At 63.4% G+C, this 22482-nt stretch carries 22 protein-coding genes and 1 rRNA gene; 10 read left to right on the forward strand and 13 right to left on the reverse strand.

Features of this window, described 5'->3' with window-relative positions; all coding sequences use genetic code 11:
- Both IX761_RS19950 and tyrS read right to left on the reverse strand, forming a co-directional pair.
- Nucleotides 1–419 (reverse strand): 16S ribosomal RNA (locus IX761_RS19950); the annotation flags it as partial.
- 729 nt (nucleotides 420–1148) lie between these two features.
- On the reverse strand, nucleotides 1149–2348 hold the full coding sequence (gene tyrS / locus IX761_RS19955) for a tyrosine--tRNA ligase (RefSeq protein ID WP_194791234.1): 1200 nt from the start codon (nucleotides 2346–2348) through the stop codon (nucleotides 1149–1151).
- Nucleotides 2349–2561: 213 nt separating this feature from the next.
- Between tyrS and IX761_RS19960 the strand changes: the two genes are divergently transcribed.
- Both IX761_RS19960 and IX761_RS19965 read left to right on the forward strand, forming a co-directional pair.
- Nucleotides 2562–3983 carry a peptidoglycan DD-metalloendopeptidase family protein gene (locus IX761_RS19960; protein ID WP_194791235.1) on the forward strand — a complete coding sequence of 474 codons (1422 nt, stop codon included), beginning with the start codon at nucleotides 2562–2564 and terminating at the stop codon, nucleotides 3981–3983.
- Between the two features lie 4 nt (nucleotides 3984–3987).
- The gene (locus tag IX761_RS19965) at nucleotides 3988–5079 is read left to right on the forward strand and encodes an anhydro-N-acetylmuramic acid kinase (protein WP_194791236.1); all 1092 of its coding nucleotides are present in this window, start codon (nucleotides 3988–3990) and stop codon (nucleotides 5077–5079) included.
- A 60-nt stretch (nucleotides 5080–5139) separates the two neighbouring features.
- Here IX761_RS19965 and erpA read toward each other — a convergent pair whose 3' ends face one another.
- A complete protein-coding gene (erpA, locus tag IX761_RS19970; RefSeq protein WP_186522465.1) occupies nucleotides 5140–5490 on the reverse strand; it encodes an iron-sulfur cluster insertion protein ErpA in 351 nt (116 codons plus the stop codon).
- A 144-nt stretch (nucleotides 5491–5634) separates the two neighbouring features.
- On the reverse strand, nucleotides 5635–6669 hold the full coding sequence (argC, locus tag IX761_RS19975; protein ID WP_194791237.1) for an N-acetyl-gamma-glutamyl-phosphate reductase: 1035 nt from the start codon (nucleotides 6667–6669) through the stop codon (nucleotides 5635–5637).
- A gap of 140 nt (nucleotides 6670–6809) precedes the next feature.
- Here argC and hemJ point away from each other — a divergent pair, with 140 nt between their 5' ends.
- The 6 genes from hemJ (at nucleotide 6810) to IX761_RS20005 (ending at nucleotide 11214) form a co-directional block, all read left to right on the forward strand.
- The gene (hemJ, locus tag IX761_RS19980; protein WP_194791238.1) at nucleotides 6810–7235 is read left to right on the forward strand and encodes a protoporphyrinogen oxidase HemJ; all 426 of its coding nucleotides are present in this window, start codon (nucleotides 6810–6812) and stop codon (nucleotides 7233–7235) included.
- A gap of 30 nt (nucleotides 7236–7265) precedes the next feature.
- Nucleotides 7266–8222 (forward strand): NAD(P)H-dependent flavin oxidoreductase, encoded by a 957-nt coding sequence (locus IX761_RS19985; RefSeq protein WP_194791239.1) that lies wholly within the window; start codon nucleotides 7266–7268, stop codon nucleotides 8220–8222.
- 51 nt (nucleotides 8223–8273) lie between these two features.
- Nucleotides 8274–9050, forward strand: a complete 777-nt coding sequence (locus IX761_RS19990) for an SDR family NAD(P)-dependent oxidoreductase (protein ID WP_194791240.1) — start codon at nucleotides 8274–8276, stop codon at nucleotides 9048–9050.
- A gap of 64 nt (nucleotides 9051–9114) precedes the next feature.
- Entirely contained in the window at nucleotides 9115–9453 is a 339-nt protein-coding gene (locus IX761_RS19995; protein ID WP_153785970.1) for a histidine triad nucleotide-binding protein, read from the forward strand.
- Nucleotides 9454–9518: 65 nt separating this feature from the next.
- Nucleotides 9519–10166: a 2-polyprenyl-3-methyl-6-methoxy-1,4-benzoquinone monooxygenase gene (gene coq7, locus IX761_RS20000; protein WP_194791241.1), complete on the forward strand. Its 648-nt coding sequence runs from the start codon at nucleotides 9519–9521 to the stop codon at nucleotides 10164–10166.
- A gap of 10 nt (nucleotides 10167–10176) precedes the next feature.
- Nucleotides 10177–11214, forward strand: a complete 1038-nt coding sequence (locus IX761_RS20005; RefSeq protein WP_194791242.1) for a DUF2157 domain-containing protein — start codon at nucleotides 10177–10179, stop codon at nucleotides 11212–11214.
- 87 nt (nucleotides 11215–11301) lie between these two features.
- Here the strand turns inward: IX761_RS20005 and IX761_RS20010 are convergent, their stop codons facing one another.
- Complete coding sequence (locus tag IX761_RS20010) at nucleotides 11302–11724, reverse strand: OsmC family protein (protein ID WP_004376171.1); 423 nt, start codon at nucleotides 11722–11724, stop codon at nucleotides 11302–11304.
- 190 nt (nucleotides 11725–11914) lie between these two features.
- Here IX761_RS20010 and crp point away from each other — a divergent pair, with 190 nt between their 5' ends.
- Entirely contained in the window at nucleotides 11915–12559 is a 645-nt protein-coding gene (gene crp, locus IX761_RS20015; RefSeq protein ID WP_194791243.1) for a cAMP-activated global transcriptional regulator CRP, read from the forward strand.
- Here the strand turns inward: crp and IX761_RS20020 are convergent.
- The 4 genes from IX761_RS20020 to IX761_RS20035 all read right to left on the reverse strand — a co-directional run bounded on the left by IX761_RS20020 (nucleotide 12556) and on the right by IX761_RS20035 (nucleotide 15890).
- Complete coding sequence (locus tag IX761_RS20020; RefSeq protein WP_194791244.1) at nucleotides 12556–13260, reverse strand: lipoate--protein ligase family protein; 705 nt, start codon at nucleotides 13258–13260, stop codon at nucleotides 12556–12558. The two genes, crp and IX761_RS20020, sit on opposite strands and share 4 nt — an antisense overlap.
- Before the next feature lie 147 nt (nucleotides 13261–13407).
- Nucleotides 13408–14241, reverse strand: coding sequence for an indole-3-glycerol phosphate synthase TrpC (gene trpC, locus IX761_RS20025; protein WP_194791245.1), 834 nt, complete (start codon nucleotides 14239–14241; stop codon nucleotides 13408–13410).
- A complete protein-coding gene (gene trpD / locus IX761_RS20030; RefSeq protein WP_194791246.1) occupies nucleotides 14238–15287 on the reverse strand; it encodes an anthranilate phosphoribosyltransferase in 1050 nt (349 codons plus the stop codon). Before trpD ends, trpC begins: the two co-directional genes overlap by 4 nt.
- 9 nt (nucleotides 15288–15296) lie before the next feature.
- Nucleotides 15297–15890, reverse strand: a complete 594-nt coding sequence (locus IX761_RS20035; protein ID WP_194791247.1) for an aminodeoxychorismate/anthranilate synthase component II — start codon at nucleotides 15888–15890, stop codon at nucleotides 15297–15299.
- 369 nt (nucleotides 15891–16259) lie between these two features.
- On the opposite strand from IX761_RS20035, the gene estP reads away from it, so the two are divergent.
- Nucleotides 16260–18149: an esterase EstP gene (gene estP, locus IX761_RS20040; RefSeq protein WP_194791248.1), complete on the forward strand. Its 1890-nt coding sequence runs from the start codon at nucleotides 16260–16262 to the stop codon at nucleotides 18147–18149.
- A 239-nt stretch (nucleotides 18150–18388) separates the two neighbouring features.
- Here estP and trpE read toward each other — a convergent pair whose 3' ends face one another.
- The 4 genes from trpE to IX761_RS20060 form a co-directional block, all read right to left on the reverse strand.
- Nucleotides 18389–19873, reverse strand: a complete 1485-nt coding sequence (gene trpE / locus IX761_RS20045) for an anthranilate synthase component I (protein WP_194791249.1) — start codon at nucleotides 19871–19873, stop codon at nucleotides 18389–18391.
- Between the two features lie 70 nt (nucleotides 19874–19943).
- Nucleotides 19944–20762 (reverse strand): phosphoglycolate phosphatase, encoded by an 819-nt coding sequence (locus IX761_RS20050; RefSeq protein WP_194791250.1) that lies wholly within the window; start codon nucleotides 20760–20762, stop codon nucleotides 19944–19946.
- Nucleotides 20759–21433 (reverse strand): ribulose-phosphate 3-epimerase, encoded by a 675-nt coding sequence (rpe, locus tag IX761_RS20055; protein ID WP_031315131.1) that lies wholly within the window; start codon nucleotides 21431–21433, stop codon nucleotides 20759–20761. The genes IX761_RS20050 and rpe overlap by 4 nt, the downstream gene beginning before the upstream one ends.
- Nucleotides 21434–21654: 221 nt before the next feature.
- Nucleotides 21655–22482: an ABC transporter permease gene (locus IX761_RS20060; RefSeq protein ID WP_125462360.1), complete on the reverse strand. Its 828-nt coding sequence runs from the start codon at nucleotides 22480–22482 to the stop codon at nucleotides 21655–21657.

Here is a 22482-nt window from a genome sequence, read left to right on the forward strand (position 1 = left end):
TCCGAAGACCTTCTTCACACACGCGGCATGGCTGGATCAGGCTTTCGCCCATTGTCCAATATTCCCCACTGCTGCCTCCCGTAGGAGTCTGGACCGTGTCTCAGTTCCAGTGTGACTGATCATCCTCTCAGACCAGTTACGGATCGTCGCCTTGGTGAGCCATTACCTCACCAACTAGCTAATCCGACCTAGGCTCATCTGATAGCGCAAGGCCCGAAGGTCCCCTGCTTTCTCCCGTAGGACGTATGCGGTATTAGCGTTCCTTTCGAAACGTTGTCCCCCACTACCAGGCAGATTCCTAGGCATTACTCACCCGTCCGCCGCTGAATCAAGGAGCAAGCTCCCGTCATCCGCTCGACTTGCATGTGTTAGGCCTGCCGCCAGCGTTCAATCTGAGCCATGATCAAACTCTTCAGTTCAATACTGCTTGGGTTTTTAAGAAACCCTAAACTTGGCTCAGCAATCTCAAATGACTATGTGATTTCTCGCATGGTCACTTGTGATGCTGATAATCTTTGTGACTATCAGTCCGTACTCACAAGCACCCACACGAATTGCTTGATTCAATTTGTTAAAGAGCGGTTGGCTTTAGCGTTTCGCTTCAGCCGAGGCGCGCACTCTACGCTTTCCTCATTTGCTGTCAAGCGTTTATTTTGAAGTTTTTCCGAGAAACTCGTTTAGCTTCAAACACTTGACTCGCTGCGATCTCTCGTAGCGGGAGGCGAATCATACAGCATTACAACCTGCTGTCAACCACCTTTTTTCACCGCTATCGATCGTGAGACCGAAGCACCTCCGGAGCTTTCGAATCGCTTAACTCGTTGATTTTCAAGGAGTTTCGCGTTTCGTTGTCGCTGGAAGTGGGGCGCATTATAAGGGGATCTGAAAGCGCGTCAACCTTTGATTTCAAGAAATTGAAATATAAGGGGAAAAGACCGTGCAACGGCCGCCAGGGGCTTGCCGCACCCCGTGCTACGTCCATCAGATCGAGCGCCGCCCGCGCGGCGCTCGACTTCAAGGGCTCTGTAGAAACAATGGCAGGCGCCTGGCAGCCCTCACACTGCCTATAGCCAACCACCCCACGCCCCCAACGAAAGCGGGGAGGCCTACCGGCCTCCCCGCTTCTATATAGCTACACCACCCGCCAATCACTCAGCCTTCAGCGTAACCCGAGCAAACGCCTTCTTGCCCGCCTGGCATACATGGGTCGCGCCAATGGCAAACATGAAGTCACGCTCAACCACTGCACCATCAACCTTGACCGCACCACCACTGAGCAGATCCCGCGCCTGCGCCGAGTTCTTCACCAGGCCAGCCCGGTTCAGCACAGCAGCGATCGGCAGATCCTCAGCCGAAGTCACTTCGACCTCCGGCAGATCTTCCGGCAGCTCGCCTTCCTTCATCCGGTTACCCGCTGCACGGTGCGCATTGGCCGCAGCCTCTTCACCATGGAAACGCGCAACAATCTCTTCCGCCAGCTTGATCTTGATATCACGCGGGTTCGCACCACCCGCAACATCAGCCCGGAACTGATCGATCTCTTCCATGGAACGGAAGCTCAACAGTTCGAAGTAACGCCACATCAAGGTATCCGGGATCGACACCAGCTTGCTGTACATCACTCCCGGCGCTTCCTGGATACCGACATAGTTGCCCAGCGACTTGGACATCTTCTTCACGCCGTCGAGGCCTTCGAGCAGCGGCATGGTGACGATGTTCTGCGCCTCCTGACCATACGAGCGCTGCAACTCGCGCCCCATCAGCAGGTTGAACTTCTGATCGGTACCACCCAGCTCCACATCCGCCTGCAACGCCACCGAGTCATAACCCTGCACCAGCGGGTAAAGGAACTCATGGATCGCGATCGGTTGGTTGCTGGTGTAACGCTTGTCGAAGTCGTCACGTTCAAGCATACGCGCGACGGTGTACTGCGAAGCCAGGCGGATGAAGTCGGCAGGCGTGAGCTTGTCCATCCAGGTGGAGTTGAACGCCACTTCGGTCTTTGCCGGATCAAGGATCTTGAACACCTGCTGCTTATAGGTCTCAGCGTTGTCCAGCACCTGCTCGCGGGTCAGCGGCGGACGAGTGGCGCTCTTGCCGCTCGGGTCGCCGATCATGCCGGTGAAGTCGCCGATCAGGAAGATCACCTGGTGCCCCAGCTCCTGGAACTGTCGCAGCTTGTTGATCAGCACCGTGTGCCCCAGGTGCAGGTCAGGCGCGGTTGGGTCGAAGCCCGCTTTGATGCGCAGCGGTTGGCCGCGCTTGAGCTTCTCCACCAGTTCCGACTCGACCAATACCTCTTCCGCACCGCGCTTGATAAGCGCCAGCTGCTCTTCAACCGACTTCATAGACAGACCCGCAAGGCTCAGATTCAAGGGGAGCCAACCATACAAGATCGGCCATCAAATACAAGTTTCGCAAAGGAATGTGACCCGAACGGCGCAGCGCAACGTCTACGCGCCCTTGCGTGAGAATGGATTTGGTTATATTTTATACAGTTATTTCATCTTCATCATGTCATTCATCTTTTCCATTTCACCTTTTTCAAAGTCACCTCACCTATGACCAACGAACCGCCTAAAGCGCCCCCGCTTTATCCGAAGAGCCATCTGTTGGCCGCCAGTGGCATCGCCGCCCTACTCAGCCTGGCGCTGCTGGTCTTCCCTTCCAGTGAAGTGGAAGCCAAGAAAACCACCCTCAGCCTGGAGCTCGAAAGCCCGGCCGATCAGCTGAAGGACGAAGCCCGGAGCGCGCCTCTGTTGCAGGCCGAGCAGAACAGCGACTCGCCCTTCGCCCAGATCGAAGACGACGAAGCCGAAACCGCCAAGACCGAAACCAAGCCAGCGCCCACCCCGGTCGCCAAACAGGAAGACAAGGCCCCTGGCCACCGCGAAGTCGTGGTTTCCCGTGGCGATACCCTGTCGACCCTCTTCAACAAGGTCGGCTTGCCAGCCAACGTGGTCCATGACGTACTGGCGAGCAACAAGCAAGCCAAGCAGTTCAGCCAGCTCAAGCACGGCCAAGTGCTGCAGTTCGAACTGGACAAGGACGGCCAGCTTACCAGCCTGCACAGCAAGGTCAGCAACCTCGAGACCATCCGCCTCACCCGTACCGACAAAGGCTTCAGCTTCGATCGTGAAGTCAGCAAGCCGGTGGTACGTAGCGCCTACGCCCACGGCGTGATCAAAAGCTCGCTGTCCGCCTCCGCCCAACGTGCCGGCCTGTCCCATAGCATGACCATGGACATGGCGCGCATCCTCGGCTACGACATCGACTTCGCCCAGGACATCCGCCCTGGCGACGAGTTCGACGTGGTCTACGAGCAGAAGGTGATGGACGGCAAGGTCATCGGCACCGGCAACATTCTCTCCGCCCGCTTTACCAACCGCGGCAAGACGTACACCGCCGTGCGCTACACCAACAAGCAGGGCAACACCAACTACTACACCGCCGACGGCAACAGCCTGCGCAAGGCGTTCATCCGCACGCCGGTAGACTTCGCCCGCATCAGCTCACGCTTTTCCGCCGGCCGCAAGCACCCCATCCTGAACAAGATCCGCGCCCACAAGGGTGTGGACTATGCCGCCCCGCGCGGCACACCGATCAAGGCTGCGGGCGATGGTCGCATCGAGCTGGCCGGCCGTCGCGGCGGCTACGGTAATACCGTGATCATCGCCCACGGCAACTCTTACAAAACGCTCTACGGCCATATGCAGGGCTTCGCCAAGGGCATCAAGACCGGCAGCAGCGTCAAGCAGGGCCAGGTCATCGGCTATATCGGCACCACCGGCCTGTCGACCGGCCCGCACCTGCACTACGAGTTCCAGGTCAACGGCGTGCACGTCGACCCTCTGAGCCAGAAGGTGCCGATGGCCGACCCGATCGCCAAGTCGGAGCGCGCGCGCTTCAACCAGCAGAGCCAACCCCTGATCGCTCGCATGGATCAGGAAAAGGCCACCCTGCTCGCTGCCAACAAGCGCTGACGGTATGGCGCTCTACCTGGGGGTGATGTCCGGCACCAGCCTCGATGGCCTGGACATCGCCCTGATCGAGCAAAGTGAGCAGCCCCGGCTGCTCGCCACCCGCTACCTCCCCATGCCTGCCGACTTGCGCCAGGAGCTACTGGCCCTGTGCAGCAGCGGCCCGGACGAAATCGCCCGCGCAGCGCTGGCGGAGAACCGCTGGGCCACCCTGGCCGCCCAGGGCATCAACCACTTGCTGGCCACACAAGGCCTCCAAGCAGATGCGATTCGCGCCATCGGCAGCCATGGCCAGACTATCCGCCACGAACCCGCCCGCGGCTTCACTGTGCAGATCGGCAACCCGGCCCTACTGGCAGAGCTGACGGGCATTTGCGTGGTGGGCGACTTCCGCCGCCGTGACGTGGCGGCCGGCGGCCAGGGCGCACCACTGGTGCCGGCGTTCCACGAGGCCTTGTTCGGCCACCTGGGCCAGCACCTGGCGGTCCTGAACGTGGGTGGCTTCAGCAACCTGAGCCTGATCGAGCGGGACAAGCCGGTGCACGGCTTCGACTGCGGGCCGGGCAACGTGCTGCTGGATGCCTGGATCGAGCGCAAGCGTGGCCAGGCGTTCGATAGCGATGGTGCCTGGGCAGCCAGCGGGGTCGTTCAGCAAGCCCTGCTGAGCACGTTACTGAGCGACCCGTTCTTCGCCGGCAGTGGCCCGAAAAGTACCGGTCGCGAAGTGTTCAACCTGCCCTGGCTGGACGGGCACCTCGCCGGCCTGCCCCGTTATCGCGACGAAGATGTGCAGGCCACCCTGCTGGAGCTGACCGCAACAAGCATCATCGACTCACTGCGCCAAGCCCAGACGGGCACCGAAGCCTTGCTGGTGTGCGGGGGTGGCGCCCGCAACGGGGCAATGATGGCGCGCCTGGCGCAGCTGTTGCCGGGAGCGAAGACCTCCAGCACGGCAGCGCACGGTATCGATGCTGACTGGGTCGAGGCCATGGCCTTCGCCTGGCTGGCCCACTGCTGTCTCGAAGGCATCCCCGCCAACCGCCCCAGCGTGACCGCCGCCAGGGGCCTGCGTATTCTCGGCGCGATCTACCCCGCATAAGCCCATCACAGAATGCAAAACGCCGCGCAATTGCGCGGCGTTTTCATTACAGCTGGACGGTCAGATCGAGAACGACGAACCGCAACCACAAGTCGTGGTGGCATTCGGGTTCTTGATCACGAAGCGCGAACCTTCCAGGCCTTCCTGGTAGTCCACCTCGGCGCCCGCCAGGTACTGGTAGCTCATCGGGTCGACCACCAGGGCAACGCCTTCGCGCTCGACGATGGTGTCATCCTCGGCCACATCTTCATCGAAGGTGAAGCCATACTGGAAGCCCGAGCAGCCCCCGCCCGTCACGAACACACGCAGCTTCAGACGGTCGTTACCCTCTTCGCTGACCAGGGTCTTGACCTTGTGCGCAGCCCCTGGGGTGAATTCCAAAGCCGTAGGGGTGAAGGTTTCGACGCTCATGTTGATTCTCCCGGCGCAGTGCCGCCATAAAACTCGATGCCGCGCATTATCCGCTTCTCCGAGAAAATCGGTCAACAATTGTGCGGCTTTAGTCGCGCACACAAAAAGGCCCGCACAGGGCGGGCCTTTGAACATGCGCCTGGCTTACGGCAGCAGGCCGGCATGGGACAGGCCCATGCGCTCGTCCAGGCCAAACAGGATGTTCAGGTTCTGCACCGCCTGGCCCGACGCGCCCTTGACCAGGTTGTCGATGACCGACAGCACCACTACCAGGTCGCCGCCCTGTGGCCGATGCACGGCGATACGGCAGACGTTGGCGCCACGCACGCTACGGGTTTCCGGATGGCTGCCGGCCGGCATCACGTCGACGAACGGTTCGTTGGCGTAGCGCTTCTCGAACAGGGCCTGCAGGTCGACCGAGGTGTCCACGACGTTGGCGTAGAGCGTGGCATGAATGCCACGGATCATTGGTGTGAGGTGCGGTACGAAGGTCAGCCCGATGTCCTTGCCGGCAGCCAGGCGCAGGCCCTGGCTGATTTCCGGCAGGTGGCGATGCCCTTTGACCGCATAGGCCTTCATGCTCTCGCCAGCCTCGCAGAACAGCGAGCCCACCGCCGCGCCACGGCCGGCACCACTCACGCCCGACTTGCAGTCGGCGATCAGCCGCGAAGGGTCTGCCAAGCCGGCCTCCAGCAGCGGCAGGAAGCCCAGCTGGGTGGCCGTCGGGTAGCAACCCGGCACGGCGATCAGACGAGCCTGGCGGATCTTTTCACGGTTCACTTCCGGCAGGCCGTACACCGCATCCTTGAGCAGCTCCGGCGCGCCATGCGGCTGGCCGTACCACTTGCCCCACTCAACCGCGTCCTGCAGGCGGAAGTCGGCGGACAAGTCGATGACCTTGGTTCCAGCCGCCAGCAGCTCGCCCGCCAGGGCGTGGGCCACGCCGTGCGGGGTGGCGAAGAACACCACGTCACAGGCCGCAAGGGCCTTGCTGTCCGGCACGCTGAAGGCCAGCCCGTCATAGTGACCGCGCAGGTTCGGATACATGTCGGCAACCGCCACGCCCGCCTCGGAGCGCGAGGTGATGACCGCCACCTCGGCCTGTGGATGCTGCGCCAGCAGACGCAGCAGTTCGACACCGGTGTAGCCCGTGCCGCCGACGATACCGACCTTGATCATAACGCTTGCCCCTTATCAACGAACCCACTGGAAAGCGCACGATAATAGGGGCCGCGCCCGTCTGTAACAACTCTTCGCATGACCCTTCGGCGCTTGCCCACTACTATTCGGACGACCGTGAAAACCTGAAGGAACATCCCATGCTCTACCTATGGATCAAGGCACTGCACATCGTCAGCGTGGTGTGCTGGTTCGCCGGCCTGTTCTACCTGCCACGCCTGTTCGTCTACCACGCCCAAAGCCAGGACAGCATCAGCCAGGAACGCTTCACCACCATGGAGCGCAAGCTGTACCGCGGCATCATGAACCCGGCGATGATCGCCACCTACGTGTTCGGCGGCTGGATGCTGTACCTCAACCCTGGTTGGCTGAGCCAAGGCTGGCTGCACGCCAAACTGACCCTGGTGGTGCTGCTGACCGCCTACCATCATATCTGCGGCGCCCAACGCAAACGCTTCGCCGCCGGCACCAACACCCGCAGCCATGTCTACTACCGCTGGTTCAACGAAGTGCCGGTGGTCATCCTGCTGGGTATCGTAATTCTGGTGGTGGTCAAACCGTTCTGAGCATAAGCCAACCTCAACTGGAGCTTCGCCATGTCCTTGCCCGCCTCGCTCGAACAACGCCTGCGCTTGCCCTTGGTGGCCGCACCGATGTTCCTGATCTCCAACCCGCAACTGGTACTGGCCTGCTGCGCCAATGGCGTAGTGGGCAGTTTCCCGGCGTTGAACCAGCGTGACAGCGCCGGCTTCAAGGCCTGGCTGCAAGAGATCGAGGCGGGCCTGGCGCAACTACAGGCGCCAGCCCCTTATGCCGTCAACCTCATCGTCCATCCGACCAATCCGCGCCTGCAAGCCGACCTGACCCTGTGCGTCGAGCACCGCGTGCCCATCGTCATCACCAGCCTTGGCGCGGTCAAGGAGGTGGTCGATGCCGTGCACAGCTATGGCGGCGTGGTGTTCCACGACGTCACTACCCGGCGGCATGCGGAGAAAGCTGCGCAGGCCGGCGTCGACGGGCTGATCGCCGTGGCCGCCGGCGCGGGCGGCCATGCCGGGACCTGGAGCCCGTTCGCCCTGATCGCGGAGATCCGCCAGTTCTTCGACAAGACCCTGCTACTGGCCGGCTGCCTCAACCACGGCCATGAACTACTGGCCGCGCAGTTGCTGGGTGCGGACCTGGGCTATATGGGCACCCGTTTCATCGCCACCCGCGAGAGCCACGCGCAGGAAGCCTACAAACAGATGATCCTCAGCGCCAGTGCCGTGGAAATCGTCCATACGCCGGCCGTCTCGGGCATTCCCGCCAGCTTTCTGCGCCAGAGCCTGGAGCAGGCCGGTTACGACCTTGCGGCACTCAAAAGCAACCCCGAAACCGGCAAGCTCAAGCCGCTGGATGAGGAGGCCAAGGCCTGGAAGACCGTCTGGTCCGCAGGCCAGGGCGTCGGAGGGATCCACGACCTGCCCAGCGCGGCGCAGTTGATCGAACGCTTGCAGGTCGAATACCGGGCCGCCCTGGGCCGTGCGCAACAGCTGCGCGGCAACGCCTTGTAGCAAAATGGCCAGGCTGTACACTAGGCGCCCCTTACCCCCCAGGAGCCTTGCATGACCCGTTACGCCATGATCACTGGTGCTTCCAGCGGCCTGGGCCTGGCCCTGGCGGAGGCCCTGGCGCGGCGCGGGCGCAACCTGATCCTGGTGGCACGCCAGCGCGAGACGCTGGAGCCGGTGGCCATCGAACTGACCCAACGCTTTGGCGTGGAAGTATTGTTCCGTGCTTGCGACCTCAGCCAGCCGTTGCGCCTGTCCGGCTTCGTGCTGGAGCTCGAAGAAGGCGAGCGGCGCATCGACCTGCTGGTCAACTGCGCAGGGCAACGTACCTACGGGCCGTTCCTCGCCCATGAGTGGGCCTACGAGCAGGACCTGCTGGAGGTCAACATCCTGGCCCTGAGCCGGCTGTGCCACGCCATCGGCAACCTGATGGCCGTCCAGGGTGGCGGGCAGATCCTGAATGTCGCGGGCCTTGCCGGCGTCGCACCCGGCCCCTGGATGGCCGCCTATGCCGCCAGCAAGGCCTATGTGCTCAGTTTCAGCGAAGCGTTGCGTGAAGAACTCGGGCGTACCGGCATCAAGGTATCGGTACTGTGCCCCGGGCCGGTGCGCTCGTCGCGCCGGCGTATTCCCCGCCTCGACGCCAGCAGCCCGAGCCCCGAAGAGATCGCGCTGTACACCGTGCGCGCGCTGGACAAGAACCGTGCGCTGATCATCCCCGGCCGCCGCAACCGCTGGCTGGCCCTGGCCCCACGCCTGTTGCCGCGCTGGTTGGTGCGCAAGCTGGCCGGCGTGATCCACCGTCGCTACTGCCCGCTCGGCATGGAATAAGCACTGGGCGAGTGGCAGCGGGCTCAGTACACTCGGCCCGGACACTCACCATGGAGCACGTGCTGTGGACGATCTATTCCTCAAAATCATCAACCGGGAAATCCCGGCGGATATCATCTACGAAGATGACCAGATCCTGGCCTTCAAGGATATCGCCCCCGCGGCGCCGGTCCATTTCCTGGTCATCCCGAAGAAACACATCCGCACCCTCAACGACTTGACCGAAGAGGACAAGGCCCTGGCTGGCCACATCCTGTTCACTGCCCAGCGGCTGGCCATCGAGCAGGGCTGCGAAGAAGGTTTCCGGGTTGTCATGAACTGCAACCCCAAAGGCGGCCAGACCGTCTACCACATCCACATGCATGTGCTCGGCCAGCGCCAGATGCACTGGCCACCGGGCTGATCCAGGGCAAGCCCCCTCCAGCCAATTGCGGTAAACTGTCGGGCACACTCTTGCGGAGGTGCCCGATGGCTACCGAACGTCACTATTCGCCGCTCGACCGCTTGTTGCTGCAGGCCGATACCGCCATGCGCACCTTGCTCCCCTTCAGCGGCCAACCTTCTCGCCCGTCGCCGGCAATCGTTCAACCGGATACCGAGCTCGACGAGCAACAATCCCGTCACGTCGCCGGCCTGATGCGCATCAACCACACCGGTGAAGTCTGCGCCCAGGCGCTCTATCAAGGCCAGGCCCTGACCGCCAAGCTGCCCCAGGTGCGCAAGGCCATGGAGCACGCGGCGGAAGAAGAAATCGACCATCTGGCCTGGTGCGAGCAGCGTATTCGCCAGCTCAACAGCCACCCCAGTGTGCTCAACCCCTTGTTCTACGGCATGTCGTTCGGCATCGGCGCCCTCGCCGGCCTGGTCAGCGACAAGGTCAGCCTGGGCTTCGTCGCCGCTACCGAGCATCAGGTGTGCAAGCACCTGGACGAGCACCTCGAGCAGATCCCCGAGAGCGACGGCAAGTCGCGCGCCATCCTCGAACAGATGCGCGTCGACGAGGAGCACCACGCCGAATCGGCCCTGGAAGCAGGCGGCTATCGCTTCCCGGCCCCCATTCGCTTCGGCATGAGCCTGATGGCCAAGGTCATGACCAAGAGCACCTACCGTATCTGAGGCCCAGCCCATGGAACGCTTCGACGCCAAGGACCTGGCTCGCGCGGTGGAGGCTGGCGTATTGCAACAAGGCCAGGACCAGGCGCTGCTGGACTTCCTTCGCCAGCAGCCGCCAAGCCGCGGCAGCTTCCAACTGGCCCATGTCGCCTTCTACTTCGGCGCCCTCCTGATCATGGGGGCGATGGGCTGGCTGCTCACCGAGGCGTGGATGCGCATCGGCGATGGCGCATTGCTGGTCATCGCCTTCCTCTACATCACCGCGCTCACCCTGTTCGCACTGGGCTTGCAGCGCCGTGGGCAGCCCGTCGCTGCCGGCGTGCTGGCAGCCGTGGCGGTGAGCATCGTGCCACTGGCGATATTCGCCGTGGAGCGGTTGGTGGGCTGGTGGCCGCTGGACGATGCACAAAGCGACTATCACCAGTACTACACCTACGTGCAGGGCGGCTGGCTGGCCATGGAGGCTGCTACCGTACTCGCCGGCCTGCTGATGCTGCGGCTGATTCCCTTCCCGTTCATCGTCATGCCAATCGCCGTGGCCCTGTGGTTCATGTCCATGGACCTGAGCGAATGGGTATATGGCGACTTGTTCAGCTGGGAGCAGCGACGCACGGTATCGATCTGGTTTGGCCTGGCCCTGCTGCTGGCGTTCATCGTCGTGGACGGCCGTACCCGGCAAGACTATGCCGGCTGGGGCTACCTGGCCGGCCTGCTGGCGTTCTGGGGCGGGTTGACCTCGATGGAAAGCGCCAGTGAACTGGGCAAGGCGCTGTACTGCCTGATCAACCTGGGGCTGATGGGCCTGGCGGTGCTGTTGCGCCGGCCGGTGTTCATGGTGTTCGGGGCGATGGGGGTGGCGATGTACCTGGGCTACCTCTCGTACGAGGTGTTCGCCGACTCGCTGCTGTTCCCGTTGGTGATTACCCTGATCGGGCTGGGCGTGATTGCGCTCGGCTTGCAGTACCAAAAGCGGCGGGAGCGCCTTAGCCAAGGGTTGCGGGCACGGTTACCGGGCTGGTTGCTGCAGGCACTGCCAGCCTTGCGCCGCTGAGCGCACAAAACATCGCGGGGCAAGCCCGCTCCCACAGGTCAACCTCCGTGGGGGCGGGCTTGCCCCGCGCTCTGCTGCGGCCGAACCTCAACCCAGTTCGACAATCTCGTAACCATGGGTGATTTCCACCCCGGCGCGCTCGAGCATGATCGACGCCGAGCAATACTTCTCGGCCGACAGCTCCACCGCACGCTTGACCTGGGCCTCTTTGAGCCCACGCCCCTTGACCACGAAATTCATGTGGATCTTGGTGAACACCTTCGGGTCTTCGCTGGCGCGCTCGGCTTCAAGGAAGGCTTCGCAGCTCTCCACCGCCTGGCGCGACTTCTTCAGGATGCTGACCACATCGAAGCTGCTGCAGCCGCCCAGGCCAAGCAGCAGCATCTCCATCGGGCGCACGCCCAGGTTGCGGCCCCCGGCCTCGGGTGGGCCGTCCATCACCACGACATGGCCGCTCCCCGACTCGCCGAGGAACATCGCTTCACCGGCCCACTGGATGCGTGCCTTCATCTATCCGGACTCCCGATTCTTTGAAAAGGGTGCCAGCTTAGACCTTGTAGGCCTGTCGGAAAAGCTCAAGACGTGCCGCTTTCATGCCGATAGAAAGCGGAGTGTCTGTTAAGCTGGCGCCAATTCACTGGCACATTGCGCCAGACCGCCTATATAAAAGCCAATGCGTCGCATCGAACAGGATTTCGTGATGGTCTCCTCTGCCCTTGCCCCCAAGATAAAGAACATCGACAAGCTCCTGGCCCACTGCCAGCGCCGCCGCTACGCGGCCAAGAGCAACATCATCTGCGCGGGCGACCGGGCCGAGACGCTGTCGTTCATCATCAAGGGCTCGGTGACCATCCTCATCGAAGACGACGACGGCCATGAAATGATCATCGCCTACCTCAACAACGGCGATTTCTTCGGTGAGCTGGGCCTGTTCGAACCCGCCGGCCAGGAACACCAGCGCAGCGCCTGGGTACGCGCCAAGACCGAATGCGAAGTGGCCGAGATCAGCTACGACAAGTTCCGTGAACTGGGCCGCCAGGACCCGGAAATCCTCTATGCACTGGGCAGCCAGATGGCCCAGCGCCTGCGCAACACCACGCGCAAGGTTGGCGACCTGGCCTTCTTCGATGTCACCGGGCGCGTCGCCCGCTGCCTGCTCGACCTGTGCAAGCAACCGGACGCCATGACCCACCCCGACGGCATGCAGATCAAGATCACCCGCCAGGAGATCGGCCGCATCGTCGGTTGCTCGCGGGAGATGGTCGGCCGCGTGCTGAAAGATCTCGAGGAGCGCAGCCTGGTCCAGGTGAAGGGCAAGACCATGGTGGTCTACGGCACCCGTTAATCCTTGGGCAACGCCGCGATCACCTCGCCGTAGGCCTGCGACAAGCGCTCGAACCAGGGCACTGCGGGCGCCACCTCGTGCAGGGCGATATGACTGTCGGCCCGGCAGCGCTGCTCCAGCTCGCAGCATTCATTGAAACGATTGACCGCCGCGACCATCGACTCGCGCTCGTTGTCCAGCAACAGCGCGCCATGCACCAGCACCACCGGGCGCTTGCCGCCCAGCCCCTGGCGCCAGCGCTGGGCAGTGCCGACCAGCTTGCGACCATTGAGGTTGACGTTGTAGCGGCCATCGCAGAAGGCGCCGTCGATCTCCCCCACCGAGGCTACACCGCCCCATTCACGCAGCACGTCGCACAGTGGCAGGCACAGGCGTTCATAGGCATTTTCGATACGGCCATGGTCGCCTTCGCTGCGCGGCGCCACATAGACCAGCGCGACGTTCACCGTCGCGTGGGATTGCGGCACCGGCTCACCGCCGGTTTCACGCAACAGCACCGGCCAGCCGGCAATCGCCAGCTCGGCGCAGGCGGCTTCGAAGTTGTCCAGCCGGCTCATGCGGCGCGGCATCACCAGCGCATGGTCGGTCGGGCGCCAGAACAGCACGCCAGCGTCACGCTCGCCACGGCACACCGCGGCCAGCAGCTCCTGCTCGGCATGCAGGCCCTGTTCGACGGTGAGGGCCAAGGGTTGGTTGGTCATTGAGCCACCTAAGATGTTGGATTTATCGGCCTCTTCGCGGGCAAGCCCGCTCCCACAAATGCAAACCCTGTGGGAGCGGGCTTGCCCGCGAAGAGGCCAGAACAGGCCTACAAAAAAGCCGGCAACGAATGCCGGCTTGCTGTTCGATCAGTCCAGTGCCTGAACGGTCTTCTTCATCTGGTCAGGGAAGAAAAGCCGCTGCAACTCCAACCCCGGCTGCTCGGCGCGCATGAATGCCTCGCCGACCAGGAACGAATACACCTCGTTGATTTCCATCAGTTCGACATCGGCGCGATTGAGGATGCCACTCTCGGTGATGGCCAGGCGATCACGAGGGATGCGCGGCAGCAGGTCGAGGGTGGTTTCCAGGCTGACTTCGAAGGTGTGCAGGTTGCGGTTGTTGACGCCGACCAACGGCGTGTCGAGGGTTTTCAACGCACGCTCCAGCTCATCGCCGTCGTGCACTTCCACCAGCACGTCGAGGCCGACATCCTTGGCGGTGGCGGCCAGCTCGGCCATCTTCACGTCGTCCAGCGCCGAGACGATCAACAGCACACAGTCGGCACCCAGGGCGCGAGCCTCGACGATCTGGTACGGGTCGACCATGAAGTCCTTGCGGATCACCGGCAGCGATACCGCGGCGCGAGCCTGTTGCAGATAGAGGTCGGCACCCTGGAAGTAATCCACGTCGGTGAGCACCGACAGGCAGGTCGCCCCACCCTTTTCGTAGCTGACGGCAATGTCCGCTGGCACGAAGTCCTCGCGGATCACGCCCTTGCTCGGCGACGCTTTCTTGATCTCGGCGATCACTGCCGGTTTCTTGCGCCCGGCCTGCTCGATCAGCGCCTTGGCAAAGCCGCGAGGGGCATCGGCGGCCTTCGCCAGGCGCTCCAGTTCGGCCAGGCTGACCCGCGCGCTGCGCTCGGCCACTTCCTGGAACTTGCGAGCGATGATTCTTTCCAGCACCGTCGGCACGCTCATGCTTCGTTCTCCACCTTGAATACCGCGGTAAATGCGCCCAGCTCCTGCAATTTCTCCCAGGCCAGCCCGGTGTGCAGCACGTCGTGAGCCAACTCCACGCCCTGCGCCAGGGTCATGGCGTGATCGGCGGCATACAGTGCCGCGCCGGCATTGAGCACGATCATTTCGGCAGCCTTCTGGCCGTTCTCGGTCTTGCGCCGCCCCAACGCATCGCGGATCAGTTCCAGCGACGCCTGCGGCCCTTCGACCGCCAGGCCGTGCAGGCTCTGGCTCTTCATGCCGAGGTCTTCGGGCTCGACCCAGTACTCGGTGATCTGGTCATTCTTCAGCTCGGCGACGAAGGTCGGCGCGGCCAGGCTGAACTCGTCCAGGCCATCCTTCGAATGCACCACCAGCACATGCTTGCTGCCCAGGCGCTGTAGCACCTCGGCCAACGGGCGGCACAGGGCCTGGGTGAACACCCCGACCACCTGGTGCTTCACACCGGCCGGATTCGTAAGCGGGCCGAGCATGTTGAACAGGGTACGCAGCCCCAGGTCACGACGCGGACCCGCGGCATATTTCATCGCCTTGTGATGGCTCTGGGCGAACATGAAGCCGATCCCCAGGCTGTCGATGCAGCGTGCCACTTGCACCGGCGTCAGGTTCAGGTAGATGCCGGCAGCCTCCAGCAGGTCGGCGCTGCCGCTCTTGCCGGACACCGCACGGTTGCCATGCTTGGCCACGGTGCAGCCCGCCGCCGCCAGGACAAAGGCCGACGCGGTGGAAACATTGAAGATGTTGGCGCCGTCGCCACCGGTGCCGACGATGTCGACCACGCCGTCGAGGGTCTGCAGTTCGACCTTGTCGGCCAGCTCACGCATCACCGACACCGCGCCGACGATCTCGTCGATGCTCTCGCTCTTCATGCGCATGCCCATCAGGAAAGCGCCGATCTGCGCCTCGCTGCACTGGCCGGTCATGATCTGGTGCATGACGTCGCGCATTTCCTCGGTGGACAGGTCCAGATGGCCGACGATACGGCTCAACGCACTCTTGATATCCATGGTCGATCCTTAGCGGCGGCCGCCGGTCTGCTTGAGGAAGTTGGCGAACAGCTCGTGGCCCTGCTCGGTGAGGATGGACTCAGGGTGGAACTGCACCCCTTCGATGTTCAGGGTCTTGTGCCGCAGGCCCATGATCTCGTCGACCGCGCCGTCTTCGTGGGCGGTCCAGGCGGTGACTTCCAGGCACTCGGGCAGGGTTTCGCGCTTGACCACCAGCGAGTGGTAGCGGGTGACGGTAAGCGGGTTGTTCAGGCCCGCGAATACGCCCAGGTCCCGGTGCAGCACAGGGCTGGTCTTGCCGTGCATCACCTGGCGCGCACGCACCACATCGCCGCCGAAGGCCTGGCCGATGGACTGATGGCCCAGGCATACGCCAAGAATCGGCAGTTTGCCGGCGAAGTGCAGGATGGCCTCGATGGACACGCCGGCTTCGCTCGGGGTGCAGGGGCCTGGGGATACCACGATGCGCTCGGGGTTGAGGGCTTCGATTTGTTGGATAGTCATTTCGTCATTGCGAATGACCTTGACTTCGGCACCCAGCTCGCCGAGGTACTGCACGACGTTGTAGGTGAAGGAGTCGTAGTTGTCGATCATCAGTAACATCTGGAACGAACCTCTTGAATACTGACTTTTGATTCGAGCCTTGCGCTGCCAGCCATGGGCGCGGGCGATCCCGCACGAGGCGACGATTGAAGCGAAAGGAAGGGAAGCAAGCGGGCCGGGCGAGCCGGCAGGGGAAAAGTCAGGCGCGCCAACGCCAACGGGCGTGGGCCTTGATAACGCGCATCAAGAGTTTGCTGACGATCAACACGGGATAGGTCTCGTTCATACGTCTGGGCACAGTAGCCTACCGACGCGGCGGGTGCAATACGCCCGTAAACACGGGGTAACGAATGCAACGGCAGACAAAGCCCCTGTATCTGCTAGGGTCATGCGGCTGGCCACGATAAAAACAAAGAAAAGGATATCTTCATGTACAAAGCTGCGTCCTTGCGCACGACCTTCGCCATCCTGGCCCTCGCTTGCGGCCAGGCCATGGCCTCCCCCGCTCCTTATTCATCACTCATCGTCTTCGGCGACAGCCTCAGCGACGCCGGGCAGTTTCCCGACCTCACCGGCGCCAGTGCAGGCATGCGCTTCACCAACCGCGACGCCAACGGCAATTTCGCGCCAGTTTCACCGATGATTCTTGGCGGCAAGCTGGGTGTCTCGGCCACCGACCTCAACCCCTCCACATCGCTTGGCGTTCGTCCCGACGGTAACAACTGGGCGGTCGGCGGCTACACCACACAACAGATCCTGGACTCGATCACCGGCACTTCACGGCTGGTCATCCCACCCGGAAACCCCGGCGCCGGCACGGTGCTGCGCGAGCGCCCCGGCTACCTGGCCAACGGCCTGCGGGCCGACCCCAACGCCCTCTATTACTTGACCGGCGGCGGCAACGACTTCCTCCAGGGCCTGGTCAACAGCCCCACCGATGCCGCAGCCGCTGGCGCGCGGCTGGCGGCGAGCGCCCAGGCGCTGCAACACGGGGGTGCCCGCTACATCATGGTCTGGCTGCTACCAGACCTGGGGCAGACGCCCAACTTCAGCGGCACCCCGCAGCAGGGACCGTTGTCGCAGTTGTCCACCGTGTTCAACCAGGCACTGGTCAGCCGGCTCGCCACCGTCGATGCCGAAATCATCCCGCTGAACGTACCCGTTCTGTTGCGCGAGGCCATCGCCAGCCCAGCACAGTTCGGCCTCGCCACCGACCAGAACTTGATCGGCACCTGCTATAGCGGCAACAGCTGCGTGGGCAACCCGGTGTATGGCCTGAACGGCAGCAATCCCGACCCCACCCGCCTGCTGTTCAACGATGCGGTGCACCCCACCATCGCCGGCCAACGCCTGATCGCCGACTACGCCTATTCCATCCTCGCCGCCCCCTGGGAGCTCACGCTACTGCCGGAAATCGCCCATGCCAGCATTCGCGCGCACCAGGACGAGCTGCGCAATCAGTGGCAAACGCCCTGGCAGGCGACCGGGCAGTGGCAGGCGTTCGTCGCCACCGGCGCCCAGGACCTGGACTTCGATAGCCAGCGCAGCAGCGCCAGCGGCGATGGGCGCGGCTATAACCTCACCCTCGGTGGCAGCTATCGGCTGGATGACGCCTGGCGCCTTGGCCTGGCTGGGGGGGTCTACCGGCAGAAGCTGGAGGCCGGCCAGCAGGACTCGGACTACAAGCTCGACAGCTACCTGGCCAGCGCCTTCGCCCAGTTCCGCCAGGACCGCTGGTGGGCAGACGCGGCGCTTTCCGTCGGGCACCTGGACTTCCACGACCTCAAGCGCACCTTCGCCCTGGGGGTGAACGAGCGTAGCGAGAAAGGCGACACCGACGGCGAGGCCTGGGCCATTACCAGCCGCCTTGGCTACAACCTGGCCGCAGAGGGCAGCACCTGGCAACTGGCGCCGTTCATCAGCGCCGACTATGCACGGGTCAAGGTCGATGGCTACGACGAGAAGAGCGGCCGTGCCACTGCACTTGGCTACGATGACCAGGAGCGTACATCCCGACGCCTGGGGGCCGGGTTGCTGGGTAGCGTGCAGGTTTTGCCGAGCACCCGGCTGTTCGCCGAGGTTGCGCGCGAGCATGAGTTCGAGGATGACCAACAGGATGTGAACATACGCCTGACCACGTTGCCGGCGAACGACTTCACCCTGACCGGCTATACGCCGGACAGCAACCTGACCCGCGCCAGCCTGGGGGTGGTGCACGAGCTGACGCCGGGCGTGAATCTGCGGGGGAACTACAACTGGCGTAAAAGCGATGAGCTGAGGCAGCAGGGGGTGAGCGTGGCGCTCAGCGTCGATTTCTGAGTTACGGGGGCCGCTTTGCGGCCCTTTCCGGCCCCTACAAGTTTACGCACGTAACTGTCTTGCACGGCTTTCCTGTAGGAGCGGCCTTGTGTCGCGAACGGGGTGCGCAGCGCCCCCAGGATCTCGAGTACTCCCAAGATCACTGGGGCCGCCCTGCGGCCCATTCGCGACACAAGGCCGCTCCTGCACGGGCCGTGCAAGGTTTTGGGCGAAAGGACTGCGCAGCAGCCCCTGCCCCATCAATCCTTAACCGGCTTCTGCTCAGCCAATGCCACCGCGCGGAACATCGCGCGGCGCTTGTTGATGGTTTCTTCCCACTCCAGCGCTGGCACCGAGTCGGCGACGATACCGCCACCGGCCTGCACATGCAGCTCGCCATCCTTGATCACCGCAGTGCGAATGGCGATAGCGGTGTCCATGTTGCCGTTCCAGGCGAAGTAGCCCACGGCACCGCCGTAGACACCGCGCTTGACCGGCTCCAGCTCATCGATGATTTCCATCGCACGGATTTTCGGCGCACCCGACAAGGTCCCGGCCGGCAGGATCGCGCGCAGCGCATCCATGGCGGTCAGGCCTTCGCGCAATTGCCCGGTGACGTTGGACACGATGTGCATGACGTTGGAATAGCGCTCGATCACCATCTTCTCGGTCAGGCGCACACTACCAGTGGACGACACACGCCCCACGTCGTTGCGCCCCAGGTCGATCAGCATCAGGTGCTCGGCGATTTCCTTGTCGTCCGACAGCAGGTCGTCTTCCAGGGCGCGGTCGGCCTCTTCGGTAGCACCACGCGGACGGGTACCGGCAATCGGGCGCACCGTGACCAGATTGTCCTCGACCCGCACCAGCACTTCCGGCGAACTGCCGACCACGTGGAAGTCGCCGAAGTTGAAGAAGTACATGTACGGCGTCGGGTTGAAGCAACGCAGGGCGCGGTACAGGTCGATGGGCGCGGCCGCAAAATCGATGGACATGCGCTGCGACGGCACCACCTGCATACAGTCGCCCGCCAGGATGTACTCCTTGACGGTGTCCACCGCACGTTCGTAATCCGCCTGGGTGAAGCTGGAGCGGAACGCAGGTTCGGCGGCCATCGGGCCGCTCAGGTCCAAGCCCCGACGCGGCGTGATCGGCTGGCGCAACTTGTCCAGCAGCGCCTCCAGCCGGGCCTGGCCTTGCTCGAAGGCCTGCTCGTCGCTCGGGTCGACCAGCACGATGGCGTGCATCTTGCCGGCCAGGTTGTCGAACACCACCACCGCATCGGAGACCATCAGCAGGATGTCCGGCACCCCCAGCGGGTCCGGGTTCGGGCAGGCACCCAGGCGCTTTTCCACATAACGCACGCAGTCGTAGCCAAAGTATCCGACCAGGCCGCCATTGAAACGCGGCAGGCCCGGGATGTCGGCCACCTTGTAGCGGTCCTTGAAGGTTTCGACAAAGGCCAGCGGATCCTCGACGTCATGGCTTTCCACCTCGACGCCATCCTGCAGGATGCTGACGTGGTAGCCGTGTACCCGCATCACGGTGCGCGACGGCAGGCCGATCATCGAATAACGCCCCCATTTCTCGCCGCCCTGCACCGATTCGAGCAGGTAGGAGTTGGGTTGGTCAGCCAGCTTCAGGTAGATCGACAGCGGCGTGTCGAAGTCGGCCAGGGTTTCGCGGGCCAGGGGGATACGGTTGTAGCCGGCAGTGGCCAGGCGCAGGAATTCTTCGCGGGTCATGTTTAGCCTCGTGGCAAGCAGCAATGGGGTCGGGCAAGCGGACGGGCCGGCAGGCGCCGGCGGGCAGGAGTCAGGCGCGCCAGCGCCAGCGGGCCAGGGCCTTGATGACTTTCATCCAGAATTTGCCGGTAACCACCACGTCGTTGTCTCTGCTGTGCGGGGCTTGAAGGTCCGCCAACGTTATCCCAGTGTCAGTGACTAAGCAACCGGGCAGCAGCAGGCGCAGGTCGCTGAGCACCAGGCTGGGAGATTCCTCATCGATGGGGCGACCATGGTTGTAACCGTAGGTCAGGCCGACGCACTGCACCCCGGCCGCCTTGGCCGCCAGCACATCGCTGCGCGAGTCGCCGACGAACAGCGCCTGCTGCGGCGCGACGCCAGCCATCTTCATGACGAACAGCAGCGCCGCCGGGTCAGGCTTTTTCTGCGGCAGCGTGTCGCCACCGATGATCCAGCGGAAGTAACGGCCAATCTTCATCTGGTCGAGCAAGGGGGCGACGAAGCGTTCGGGCTTGTTGGTGATCAGCGCCATCTCCACCCCCTGCTTGCGCAGCCAGCGCAGGGTGTCGCGTACACCGGGGTAGACCACAGTCAGTTCATGGCTGTCGGCATAGGCCTCCATGAACAGCGCCAGCGCACGCTCGGCCAGCGCATCGTCCACCGCTTCATGGTCGATGCCGCCGGCCAGCGCCCGGCGCACCAGCACCTGGGCGCCGTTGCCGACCCAGTGGCGCACGGCCTCGAGCCCGGCGGGCTTGCGCCCAAGTTCGAGCAGCATGCGGTCGACGGCTGCGGCCAGGTCCGGTACCGAGTCGATCAGGGTGCCATCCAGATCGAACATCACCAGCCTGGGCAGCGTCCCCGGGAACAGCTGCTCGAAGCCGCTCATGCGCGTGCCAGCGCCATTTCGGCACGCATCTTGTCGATCACTTCCTTGTAGTCCGGGGCATTGAAGATCGCCGAACCGGCCACGAAGGTATCGGCGCCAGCGGCGGTGATCTCGCGGATGTTGTTGACGTTGACGCCGCCGTCGATCTCCAGGCGGATGTCACGGCCGCTGGCGTCGATCAGCGCGCGGGCCTCGCGCAGCTTGTCGAGGGTGCCGGGGATGAACTTCTGCCCGCCGAAGCCTGGGTTGACGCTCATCAGCAGGACCATGTCGATCTTGTCCATCACGTACTTCAGCGCATCCAGGCTGGTGGCCGGGTTGAACACCAGGCCGGCCTTGCAACCGCCGTCCTTGATCAGTTGCAGCGAACGGTCGATGTGCTGCGACGCTTCCGGGTGGAAGGTGATGTAGGTGGCACCGGCTTCGATGAAGTCGCCGATGATGCGGTCGACCGGGCTGACCATCAGGTGCACGTCGATCGGCGCGGTCACGCCGTACTTGCGCAGGGCGCTGCAGACCATCGGGCCGATGGTCAGGTTGGGTACGTAGTGGTTGTCCATGACATCGAAGTGGACGATGTCGGCCCCGGCGGCCAGGACCTTGTCCACATCCTCGCCCAGGCGGGCGAAATCGGCGGACAGAATGGAGGGGGCAATAGCGTAGGGCTGCATGGCGCACCTGTTGGGCAGAATCACGGTGGCGCGCATTGTAACTCAGGGAAGCGAATCGGGGCTGATTGGTGTCAATCGGTGTCGACCACCGCACCTTCGATCGCTTTACCGGCCCTTTCGCGGGCAAGCCCGCTGCCACAGGTTCAGCGCTGCCCTCAGAGGCAACGGTAATCCTGTGGGAGCGGGCTTGCCCGCGAAGGGGCCGGTACAGGCAATCAACATCAGCCCGGCTGCTGGGTCCTCAGCTTCTCACTGCGCCCACGCAGCCACTCAAGCGTCAGCAACAAGACCACCGAAAACGCGATCAACAGGGTCGCCGCCGCCGCGATGGTCGGGCTCAGGTTCTCGCGGATACCGCTGAACATCTGCCGCGGCAGGGTGGCCTGCTCGGGCCCGGCGAGGAACAGCGTCACCACCACTTCGTCGAACGAGGTGGCAAAGGCGAACAGTGCACCAGAGATGACCCCAGGCGCGATCAGCGGCAAGGTCACCCGACGGAAGGTCAGCAATGGCGAGGCACCCAGGCTGGCCGCTGCACGCACCAGGTTGTAGTTGAAACCTTGCAACGTGGCCGACACGGTGATGATGACGAACGGCACACCCAGCACCGCATGCACCAGGATCAGCGAAATGAAGCTGTTGCCCATCCCCAGCGGGGCGAAGAACAGGTAGCTGGCCACGCCAATGATCACCACCGGCACCACCATCGGTGAAATGACCAGCGCCATCACCAGCGACTTGCCGGGGAAGTCGCCCCGGGTCAAGCCGATGGAGGCCAGGGTGCCGAACACCATGGCCAGCACCGTCGCCGCCGGGGCGACGATGATGCTGTTCTTCAGCGAGCGCATCCACTCGGCCGAGGCGAAGAAGTCCTGGTACCAGTGCAGCGAGAAGCCCTGCAGCGGATAGACCAGAAAGCTCCCGCTATTGAACGACAACGGCACGATCACCAGTACCGGCAACACCAGGAACAGCAGCACCAGCCCGCAGAGAATGCGCAAGGTGTAGAACCACACCCGCTCCACGGGCGACATGTAGGGGCTCAGCAT

Source organism: Pseudomonas sp. UFMG81, from assembly GCF_015354575.1.
Lineage (GTDB): Bacteria > Pseudomonadota > Gammaproteobacteria > Pseudomonadales > Pseudomonadaceae > Aquipseudomonas.

What these genes read in the sequence shown, in the direction of transcription:
- tyrS (WP_194791234.1), bottom strand. Translation starts at nt 2,348, where the DNA reads ATGAAGTCGGTTGAAGAGCAGCTGGCGCTTATCAAGCGCGGTGCGGAA.
- IX761_RS19960 (WP_194791235.1), top strand. Translation starts at nt 2,562, where the DNA reads ATGACCAACGAACCGCCTAAAGCGCCCCCGCTTTATCCGAAGAGCCAT.
- IX761_RS19965 (WP_194791236.1), top strand. Translation starts at nt 3,988, where the DNA reads ATGGCGCTCTACCTGGGGGTGATGTCCGGCACCAGCCTCGATGGCCTG.
- erpA (WP_186522465.1), bottom strand. Translation starts at nt 5,490, where the DNA reads ATGAGCGTCGAAACCTTCACCCCTACGGCTTTGGAATTCACCCCAGGG.
- argC (WP_194791237.1), bottom strand. Translation starts at nt 6,669, where the DNA reads ATGATCAAGGTCGGTATCGTCGGCGGCACGGGCTACACCGGTGTCGAA.
- hemJ (WP_194791238.1), top strand. Translation starts at nt 6,810, where the DNA reads ATGCTCTACCTATGGATCAAGGCACTGCACATCGTCAGCGTGGTGTGC.
- IX761_RS19985 (WP_194791239.1), top strand. Translation starts at nt 7,266, where the DNA reads ATGTCCTTGCCCGCCTCGCTCGAACAACGCCTGCGCTTGCCCTTGGTG.
- IX761_RS19990 (WP_194791240.1), top strand. Translation starts at nt 8,274, where the DNA reads ATGACCCGTTACGCCATGATCACTGGTGCTTCCAGCGGCCTGGGCCTG.
- coq7 (WP_194791241.1), top strand. Translation starts at nt 9,519, where the DNA reads ATGGCTACCGAACGTCACTATTCGCCGCTCGACCGCTTGTTGCTGCAG.
- IX761_RS20005 (WP_194791242.1), top strand. Translation starts at nt 10,177, where the DNA reads ATGGAACGCTTCGACGCCAAGGACCTGGCTCGCGCGGTGGAGGCTGGC.
- IX761_RS20010 (WP_004376171.1), bottom strand. Translation starts at nt 11,724, where the DNA reads ATGAAGGCACGCATCCAGTGGGCCGGTGAAGCGATGTTCCTCGGCGAG.
- crp (WP_194791243.1), top strand. Translation starts at nt 11,915, where the DNA reads ATGGTCTCCTCTGCCCTTGCCCCCAAGATAAAGAACATCGACAAGCTC.
- IX761_RS20020 (WP_194791244.1), bottom strand. Translation starts at nt 13,260, where the DNA reads ATGACCAACCAACCCTTGGCCCTCACCGTCGAACAGGGCCTGCATGCC.
- trpC (WP_194791245.1), bottom strand. Translation starts at nt 14,241, where the DNA reads ATGAGCGTGCCGACGGTGCTGGAAAGAATCATCGCTCGCAAGTTCCAG.
- trpD (WP_194791246.1), bottom strand. Translation starts at nt 15,287, where the DNA reads ATGGATATCAAGAGTGCGTTGAGCCGTATCGTCGGCCATCTGGACCTG.
- IX761_RS20035 (WP_194791247.1), bottom strand. Translation starts at nt 15,890, where the DNA reads ATGTTACTGATGATCGACAACTACGACTCCTTCACCTACAACGTCGTG.
- estP (WP_194791248.1), top strand. Translation starts at nt 16,260, where the DNA reads ATGTACAAAGCTGCGTCCTTGCGCACGACCTTCGCCATCCTGGCCCTC.
- trpE (WP_194791249.1), bottom strand. Translation starts at nt 19,873, where the DNA reads ATGACCCGCGAAGAATTCCTGCGCCTGGCCACTGCCGGCTACAACCGT.
- IX761_RS20050 (WP_194791250.1), bottom strand. Translation starts at nt 20,762, where the DNA reads ATGAGCGGCTTCGAGCAGCTGTTCCCGGGGACGCTGCCCAGGCTGGTG.
- rpe (WP_031315131.1), bottom strand. Translation starts at nt 21,433, where the DNA reads ATGCAGCCCTACGCTATTGCCCCCTCCATTCTGTCCGCCGATTTCGCC.
- IX761_RS20060 (WP_125462360.1), bottom strand. Translation starts at nt 22,482, where the DNA reads ATGCTGAGCCCCTACATGTCGCCCGTGGAGCGGGTGTGGTTCTACACC.